5 protein-coding genes and 1 pseudogene are annotated in these 7,212 nt (G+C 63.2%); 2 read left to right on the top strand and 4 right to left on the bottom strand.

Annotation, left to right across the window (positions count from 1 at the left end; translation table 11 throughout):
• The first annotated feature begins 186 nt into the window (after window positions 1-186).
• Window positions 187-1,442 (top strand): annotated as a pseudogene (locus tag JCM9942_RS08460) (DUF819 family protein).
• 84 nt (window positions 1,443-1,526) lie between these two features.
• On the opposite strand, the gene JCM9942_RS08455 reads toward JCM9942_RS08460, so the two are convergent.
• The 4 genes from JCM9942_RS08455 to JCM9942_RS08440 form a co-directional block, all read right to left on the bottom strand.
• A complete protein-coding gene (locus JCM9942_RS08455) occupies window positions 1,527-2,726 on the bottom strand; it encodes a Tle-like phospholipase domain-containing protein (RefSeq protein ID WP_054659007.1) in 1,200 nt (399 codons plus the stop codon).
• A gap of 20 nt (window positions 2,727-2,746) precedes the next feature.
• The gene (locus JCM9942_RS08450; protein ID WP_054659006.1) at window positions 2,747-3,538 is read right to left on the bottom strand and encodes an ankyrin repeat domain-containing protein; all 792 of its coding nucleotides are present in this window, start codon (window positions 3,536-3,538) and stop codon (window positions 2,747-2,749) included.
• A gap of 249 nt (window positions 3,539-3,787) precedes the next feature.
• Window positions 3,788-4,012 carry a YbdD/YjiX family protein gene (locus JCM9942_RS08445; protein ID WP_054659005.1) on the bottom strand — a complete coding sequence of 75 codons (225 nt, stop codon included), beginning with the start codon at window positions 4,010-4,012 and terminating at the stop codon, window positions 3,788-3,790.
• Window positions 4,012-6,078 (bottom strand): carbon starvation CstA family protein, encoded by a 2,067-nt coding sequence (locus tag JCM9942_RS08440; protein ID WP_054659004.1) that lies wholly within the window; start codon window positions 6,076-6,078, stop codon window positions 4,012-4,014. The genes JCM9942_RS08445 and JCM9942_RS08440 overlap by 1 nt, the downstream gene beginning before the upstream one ends.
• 235 nt (window positions 6,079-6,313) lie before the next feature.
• Here JCM9942_RS08440 and JCM9942_RS08435 point away from each other — a divergent pair, with 235 nt between their 5' ends.
• Entirely contained in the window at window positions 6,314-7,165 is an 852-nt protein-coding gene (locus JCM9942_RS08435; protein ID WP_054659003.1) for a pirin family protein, read from the top strand.
• Window positions 7,166-7,212: the final 47 nt, after the last annotated feature.

The raw sequence follows: 7,212 nt of genomic DNA, 5'->3' as shown, positions 1-7,212 counted from the left end.
GGGGATCACCTTGCGGGCGATGGCGGGCGCGGATGAGGCGCTGCGGTTATCGGGCCGGGTGAAGCGGCGCGTGCGCCCCGCTTCGGCCGGTAGCCCGCGCGGATGCATTGCATGCTAGGCTGGCGCCTCATCGCCACGTTAGCCACGTGGCGTTTTTATTTCCCTTCGATCGACAGGAATGGCTGCATGCCGACCGAAATCAGCACCACTTTGATCACCAACGATATTGTCGGGCTTGGCCTGATCGCCGCCACACTGGGCTGATCTTCCATCTGGCCAGCCGCCCTGACGGCTTCTGGCGGAAGTTCTTCACCTGGGTGCCGGCGCTGCTGCTGTGCTACTTCATTCCGGCCATCTACAACACCGCCGGGGTGATCGACGGCCACACCACCAAGCTCTACAACCCCATCGCGCGCGATGTGCTGTTGCCGGCGGCGCTGGTGCTGCTGACGCTGTCCATCGACCTGAAGGGCATCGCCCGGCTCGGCCCGAAGCTACTGATCATGTTCGTCACCGGCACCGTGGGCATCATGCTCGGCGCGCTGGTGTCCTTCCAGGCGATGAAGCTGATCCACGCGCCCACCGTGGCCGGGGACACCTGGGCCGGCATGGCCGCCTTGGCGGGCAGCTGGATCGGCGGCGGCGCCAACATGGCCGCGATGCGCGAGACCTTCAACGTCGATGCCACCACCTTCGGCCAGTTCGCCGTGGTCGATGTGGTGTGTGCCAGCATCCTGCTGATGCCGGCCCTGATCTGGCTGGCCGGTCGTGCGCAGGGCATCGACGCACGCAATGGTGCCGACACCTCGGCCATCGACGACATGAAGCGTCGTATCGCCGACTACCAGACCAGGAGCGCGCGCATTCCGACCCTGACCGATCTGATGGTCATTGTCGGCGTCGGTCTGGGCATCGTCGGGGCGGCACATGCGCTGGCGGCGCCGCTGGCGACGTGGTGTGCGGCCAACATCAGCTTTGCCAAGCAGGCCTCGCTGGACAACCAGTTCGTCTGGGTGGTGATGCTGTCCACCTTCGCCGGTCTGGCGCTGAGCTTCACCCGCGCACGCGAGCTGGAAGCGGCCGGCGCCTCCAAGGTCGGCACGCTGTTCCTGTACTTCCTGATCGCCTGCATCGGCATGCAGATGGACCTGCTCGCGTTGCTGGAGCGTCCGTGGCTGTTCCTGCTGGGTGTGATCTGGATGGGTACCCACGTGCTGCTGCTGTATGTGGTCGGCCGCCTGCTGAAAGCGCCGATGTTCTTCCTGGCCATCGGTTCGCAGGGCAATGTCGGCGCCGCAGCTTCGGCGCCGGTGGTGGCGGCGGCCTTCCATCCCAGCCTGGCGCCGGTGGGCGTGCTGCTGGGCACGGTCGGCTATGCCACCGGCACGGTGCTGGCCTACCTCACCGGGCTGATGCTCAAGTGGATGGCCGGCGCGGCCTGAGTCGGCTGCCAGCGGCAGGAAACCCGGTCAAAAAGAAGGACAGCATCTGCTGTCCTTCTTTTTGGTGCTGCCGACGTCTTGAAATCAGCCCATCGCGAGATGCCGTCGACCAGGATCAGGTTCAATGATCGAATCGGCGGGGATCAAACGCTGGTGTTGCTGGAGCTGACGGATGCTGGCCTGCATCGGCATATCCCCTGCCGCTGCCAGATCCACGTTGCTGCGCCGATGTGCCGGGTCAAGCAGGTTGCCTTGGACAGCGAATAGGCGGTCCCCGTGGATGAGCAGATGGTCGATTCTGTCCAGCCCGTCATCCGCCGAGCGCGCGGCGATACCCGCGGCGGTGTTGAGGAAGGACACGTCGTCTTTCAGGCCCAGCTTCTCCCGCTGGGGTCCAAGCTGGATGACCGCATCTTCGAACAAACGGTTCCCGACACTATTGGCCGATGCCGGGGCTTTGATTGCCTCGCCTTGTTCGGCATCGCGCAGCTGCTGCAGATCCAGCGAGTCCATCACCGAGGCGATACCATGAAGGTCATATCGATGCTTGAGCATCGCTCCGGGGACAAGGCGCTGGCCAAACGACAGCGGGGCGGGATCGGGCAGTTCGATTCGATGGCCGATAGCATCGGGCAGCGCCCATTTCAGCGGAATACTGTCTTCCTGCAGATGCGTGAGTAGCTCGTTCTTGACGCTGTAGCTGCGGATCAGCCCATCGGCTGCATATTCCCTGGCAGCAATCGGGTCCAAGCGTACACGCTCGAAGGTGTTGCTATGTACGCCTGCAGAGTTGTAAGTAACGGTGGGTGTGTTGTTGATGACGCCAGCGGCAGCAGCGAGGCCACCGCCCAAAGAGTGTCCAGTCAATAAAAGATTTTCGCCGTAAGCAGCCAAAGCTCTTTCGGTCAACTCGATTGCATTTTTGTACTGCCTTGTCTGGAATCCGACGCCCTGTCCCAGATTCTGTGGCCAGTCTTTACCTTGGTCGGTTCCGCAGAATGCCAGGACAACCTGTCCGTCAGGGCCGCGATAGAAGCCTGCATCGAAACCAGACCTGTCGTTGTGTAACAAGGAAGTGCCGATATTTTTGCTTCTAAGCTCTTGTTCACTGATTCGGGTCCATCCGGGCGGTAGAAGGACGGACTCTGGAGATTGACCTTCGCGACGGGTGCGTGCGTGAGCGTAGATATCTTGAAGTACCTGTGGCAGCTGAAGGTCAATAGATTGCGGTGTCGTACCGGCAATTGATCGGGCATCAAATTTGGTGAAAGTAGTCGATTCCATGACAAGCGCCTTCCCCGGTATCAATGCTCGATGGCAATGTTGTGCTGCTCCAGCCAGCCGCGAACATGTTCACGACCTGCCTTCCCTTTGGCGTTGAGCAGCTTTTCCGGCGTTCTAAAAAAGGAAAGTTGGAACGTATCGCCGTTATTGTTACGCAGAGTGGGATCAACACCCGCCTCCAACAGTTTGAGTACGGTGTCTGGATCCTTGGCGCCAATGTGAAGCAGGGTGTTTCCCAGGTTATCTCGACGCTTGATGTCGGCACCTGCATTGATCAAAAGATCGCGCTGGATATGCTGGTCATACATCACCGCAACGAACAGTGGCGTCCAGCCATTGGTGGGACGCGTGTAGTCGACGGGAACCTTGTGCTTGAGCAGAACCTCGAGGTACTCCGGTGGATCGACCATCGCGGCCATATGCACGACGGTTTCGTCATCCATGCCGATCAGGGAAGGATCGGCGCCGGCCTCCAGCAGCGCCTCGAGTGAAGCGGGCTTCTGGTTCCATATTGCCCATTCCAGCAGGGTCACATTGTATTGACCGCGGGCAGCCAGATCGGTGGTCGGCGCCAGTGCCTTTATCCGCGCGATATCGCCGTCAGCAATGGCATCTGCCAGCGGCTTCACGGCTGGATCGGTGAATGGGGTCTTCTGCGGGATGTCGGCTGCCACTCGTCCTTGCTCCTTTGCTTGAGACATTGTGCTTACGCATGAAGCGATATTGTTTATGCATGAAGTCGTTTTGCTTGCGCATGAAGCCACCAGCAACGAGGTGGCTATTGTTGCGAGAACACGGGTCTTTCTCTGCATTCCAGTTTCCTTTCCGGTTGCACTGCACGGGTGGCATGACCTGGGATTCCCTGGTGATGGCCGATCCTAGCACCGGGATCTGGGGTGGTCGGTCCTGCCCCTGTGATCGGCTTTGCAGATCGCGGATATGAAAGAACGGCAGGACAGCCGTTCTTCCCCGGCGAGGCCGGACGGTGACGCACAGGGATGCGCGTCATGAAAAAAGGCGGGGCCAATGGCCCCGCCTTCTATGTTCTTCAAACCGCGGACTCAGCAGCAGCGGAAGCCACTCTTGCCGCCGAAGCGGGCGTCCTGGCGTTCGCGGAAGAAGGTCTTGTAGTCCATGACCGGACGGTCGGGATGCTTCTCCTGCATGTGCCGCACATAGTTGTCATAGTCCGGCACGCCGCAGCACAGGCGCGCGGTCTGTACCAGACGCCGCCAGGTGCGGCGGAACGTCTGGTACTGGCCGACCGGGACCAGTTCGGTGCCCATTACACGTCCATCTCGTGCGGCTTGAGCGCCACGTACGGGGTTTCGCGGTCGGTGCGCACCGGCGAGCGGCGCGCCACCATGATGGTCTTGACCGAGTACACCAGCACCGCGAACACCACGAACAGGAACAGCGCGGTGAGGCCGGCGTTGATGTAGTTGTTGACCATCACCTGCTGCATCTGTCCGAAGTCCTTGGACGGCGGCAGCAGGTTGCCGGCGGCGATCGCATCACGGTACTTGTGCGCCTGGGCCACGAAGCCCACCGCCGGTTCGCTGGCGAAGATCTTGATGAAGCCGGCCGCCGTGGTGCAGATCAGCAGCCAGATCGCCGGCAGCAGCGGCACCCAGGCGTACTTCTCCTTCTTCATCTTGAACAGCACCACGGTGCACAGCAGCAGCGCCACGCCGGCCAGCATCTGGTTGGCGATACCGAACAGCGGCCACAACATGTTGATGCCGCCCAGCGGATCGGTCACACCCTGGTACAGGAAGTAGCCCCACAGCGCCACGCAGCCGCCGGTGGCGATGAAGCTGGCCACCCACGAATCGGTGCGACGCAGTGCGGGCACGAAGTTGCCCAGCAGGTCCTGCAGCATGAAGCGGCCCGAACGGGTGCCGGCATCGACCGCAGTGAGGATGAACAGTGCTTCGAACAGGATCGCGAAGTGGTACCAGAACGCCATCATGCCGTCGCCCGGCAGCACCGCATGCAGGATCTGCGCGATACCCACCGCCAGCGTCGGGGCGCCGCCGGCGCGCGAGAGGATGGTGCTTTCACCGATCTCGGCCGCGGTGGTGGTCAGCTGCTCCGGGGTGATCGCAAAGCCCCAGTTGCTCACCACCTGCGCGGCATGGACCACATCGGTGCCGATGATCGCCGCCGGGGAGTTCATCGCAAAGTAGATGCCCGGCTCGATGATCGAGGCCGCCACCATCGCCATGATCGCCACGAACGATTCCATCAGCATGCCGCCGTAGCCGATATAGGCGGCGTGGCCTTCATTGGCCAGCAGCTTGGGCGTGGTGCCCGAGCTGATCAGCGCATGGAAGCCGGAGACCGCGCCGCAGGCGATGGTGATGAACAGGAACGGGAACATGCTGCCCTTCCACACCGGGCCGGTGCCGTCGGTGAACTGTGTCAGCGCCGGCATCTTCAGTTCCGGCATCACGATCAGGATGCCGATCGCCAGGCCGACAATCGTGCCGATCTTGAGGAAGGTGGACAGGTAGTCGCGCGGGGCCAGCAGCAGCCACACCGGCAGCACCGCGGCCACGAAGCCGTAGCCGATCAGCATCCAGGTGATCTGCACGCCGGTGAAGGTGAACATCGGGCCCATCACCGGATCGGCGGCGACCTTGCCGCCGTACCAGATCGCGGCCAGCAGCAGCGCCAGGCCGACCACCGAGATCTCGCCGATCTTGCCGGGGCGGATGTAGCGCATGTAGATGCCCATCAGGATCGCGATCGGCATCGTCGCGATCACCGTGAACATGCCCCACGGGCTGCCTTCCAGTGCTTTCACCACGATCATCGCCAGCACCGCCAGGATGATGATCATGATCATGAAGACGCCGAACAGCGCGATGGTGCCCGGCACCGGGCCCATCTCCTCGCGTACCAGGTCGCCCAGCGAACGGCCGTTGCGGCGCGTGGAGATCATCAGGATCATGAAATCCTGCACCGCGCCGGCCAGCACCACGCCGGCAATCAGCCACAGCGTGCCGGGCAGGTAGCCCATCTGCGCGGCCAGCACCGGGCCGACCAGCGGGCCGGCGCCGGCAATGGCGGCGAAGTGGTGGCCGAACAGCACATGCTTGTTGGTCGGCACGTAGTCCAAGCCATCGTTGTTCAGAACCGCCGGGGTGGCGCGGGTGGGATCAACGCCGATGACCTTCCGGGCGACGAACAGGCCGTAGTAGCGGAACGCGACCAGGTACAGCGAAACCGCCGCCACCACGATCCACAACGCGTTGATGTGTTCGCCGCGGCGTAGCGCCACCACGCCCAGACAGAATGCGCCGATCAGGGACAGCAGCGCCCAGCCGGCTTTGGAGAAACCTTTCATCGAGTCGCCTCGCAGGAGATTGGCTCAAGGTTCTACCCATGGACGGCGGGGGTCAACGGATATGGCGGTGGCGGGACCCCAGACTTTGGTCTTACGGTGAAACCCCTGACAAACCTGACTGCGGGTTGCGTGGCGTGTCGCTTGCACCAGCACTGGAACAATCGGTTGCGAGGGCGGTGCTTGGTCCTGCCGTGGGCAGCCTCCATTGTCTGGATATATTTCAAGGAGCCTGATCATGACTGGTGACACCGCGGCCCGCGTGGTCCGCAACCTGCGGGGCATGCCCACCTCCGATGGTGCCGGCGTGCGTCTGACCCGGGTGATCGGCACGCCGGCGCTGCCGGAGCTGGATCCGTTCCTGATGCTGGACGAATTCGGCACCGACAAGCCGGAGGATTATCTGGCCGGTTTTCCCGACCATCCGCACCGCGGCTTTGAAACCGTCACCTACATGCTCGACGGCCGCATGCGGCACCGCGACAACCACGGCAACGAGGGCCTGCTGACCCCGGGCAGCGTGCAGTGGATGACCGCCGGGCGCGGGCTGGTGCATTCGGAGATGCCCGAGCAGGAGTCCGGGCGCATGCGCGGTTTCCAGCTGTGGGTGAACCTGCCGGCGCGCGAGAAGATGACCGATCCGCGCTACCAGGAGTTCGCCGCCGAGCGCATTCCGCAGGTCCAGCCGGCCCAGGGCGTGAGTATCAAAGTCATCGCCGGCAGCGTCGGCGGTGTCAGCGGCCCGATCGTGCAGCCGGCGACCGATCCGCTGTATCTGGATATCACCCTGGCGCCCGGCAGCTCGTGGCAGTACACGCTGCCGGCCGGCCACAATGCGTTCGCCTATGTGTTCGAAGGCGGCGTGACGGTGGGCGAGGGCGCAAATGCACGCGTGCTGGCGCAGAGCGAGCTGGCCGTACTCGGCGGTGGTTCCCAGCTGCAGTTGCAGGCCGGCCCACAGGAAGCGCGCCTGATCCTGGTCGCCGGGCGCCCGCTGGGCGAACCGGTGGCGCGTCACGGCCCGTTCGTGATGAACACCCGGCAGGAACTGATGCAGGCCTTCGTGGATTACCAGGAAGGCCGCTTCTGACCGATGCGCCGTCCGCGCCGCAGGAGCGCGGACGGGCCGCGCGGGGC

The sequence above is a fragment of the Stenotrophomonas pictorum JCM 9942 genome (assembly GCF_001310775.1).
Taxonomy (GTDB): Bacteria; Pseudomonadota; Gammaproteobacteria; order Xanthomonadales; family Xanthomonadaceae; genus Stenotrophomonas; species Stenotrophomonas pictorum.
Note: the sequence above shows the minus strand (reverse complement) of the source record. Positions and strands in the feature narration are given on the sequence as shown.

Bases quoted from the DNA above. Each gene is read 5' to 3' on its own strand.
- JCM9942_RS08440 (WP_054659004.1), bottom strand. From the start codon at position 6,078: ATGAAAGGTTTCTCCAAAGCCGGCTGGGCGCTGCTGTCCCTGATCGGC.
- JCM9942_RS08455 (WP_054659007.1), bottom strand. From the start codon at position 2,726: ATGGAATCGACTACTTTCACCAAATTTGATGCCCGATCAATTGCCGGT.
- JCM9942_RS08445 (WP_054659005.1), bottom strand. From the start codon at position 4,012: ATGGGCACCGAACTGGTCCCGGTCGGCCAGTACCAGACGTTCCGCCGC.
- JCM9942_RS08450 (WP_054659006.1), bottom strand. From the start codon at position 3,538: ATGCAGAGAAAGACCCGTGTTCTCGCAACAATAGCCACCTCGTTGCTG.
- JCM9942_RS08435 (WP_054659003.1), top strand. From the start codon at position 6,314: ATGACTGGTGACACCGCGGCCCGCGTGGTCCGCAACCTGCGGGGCATG.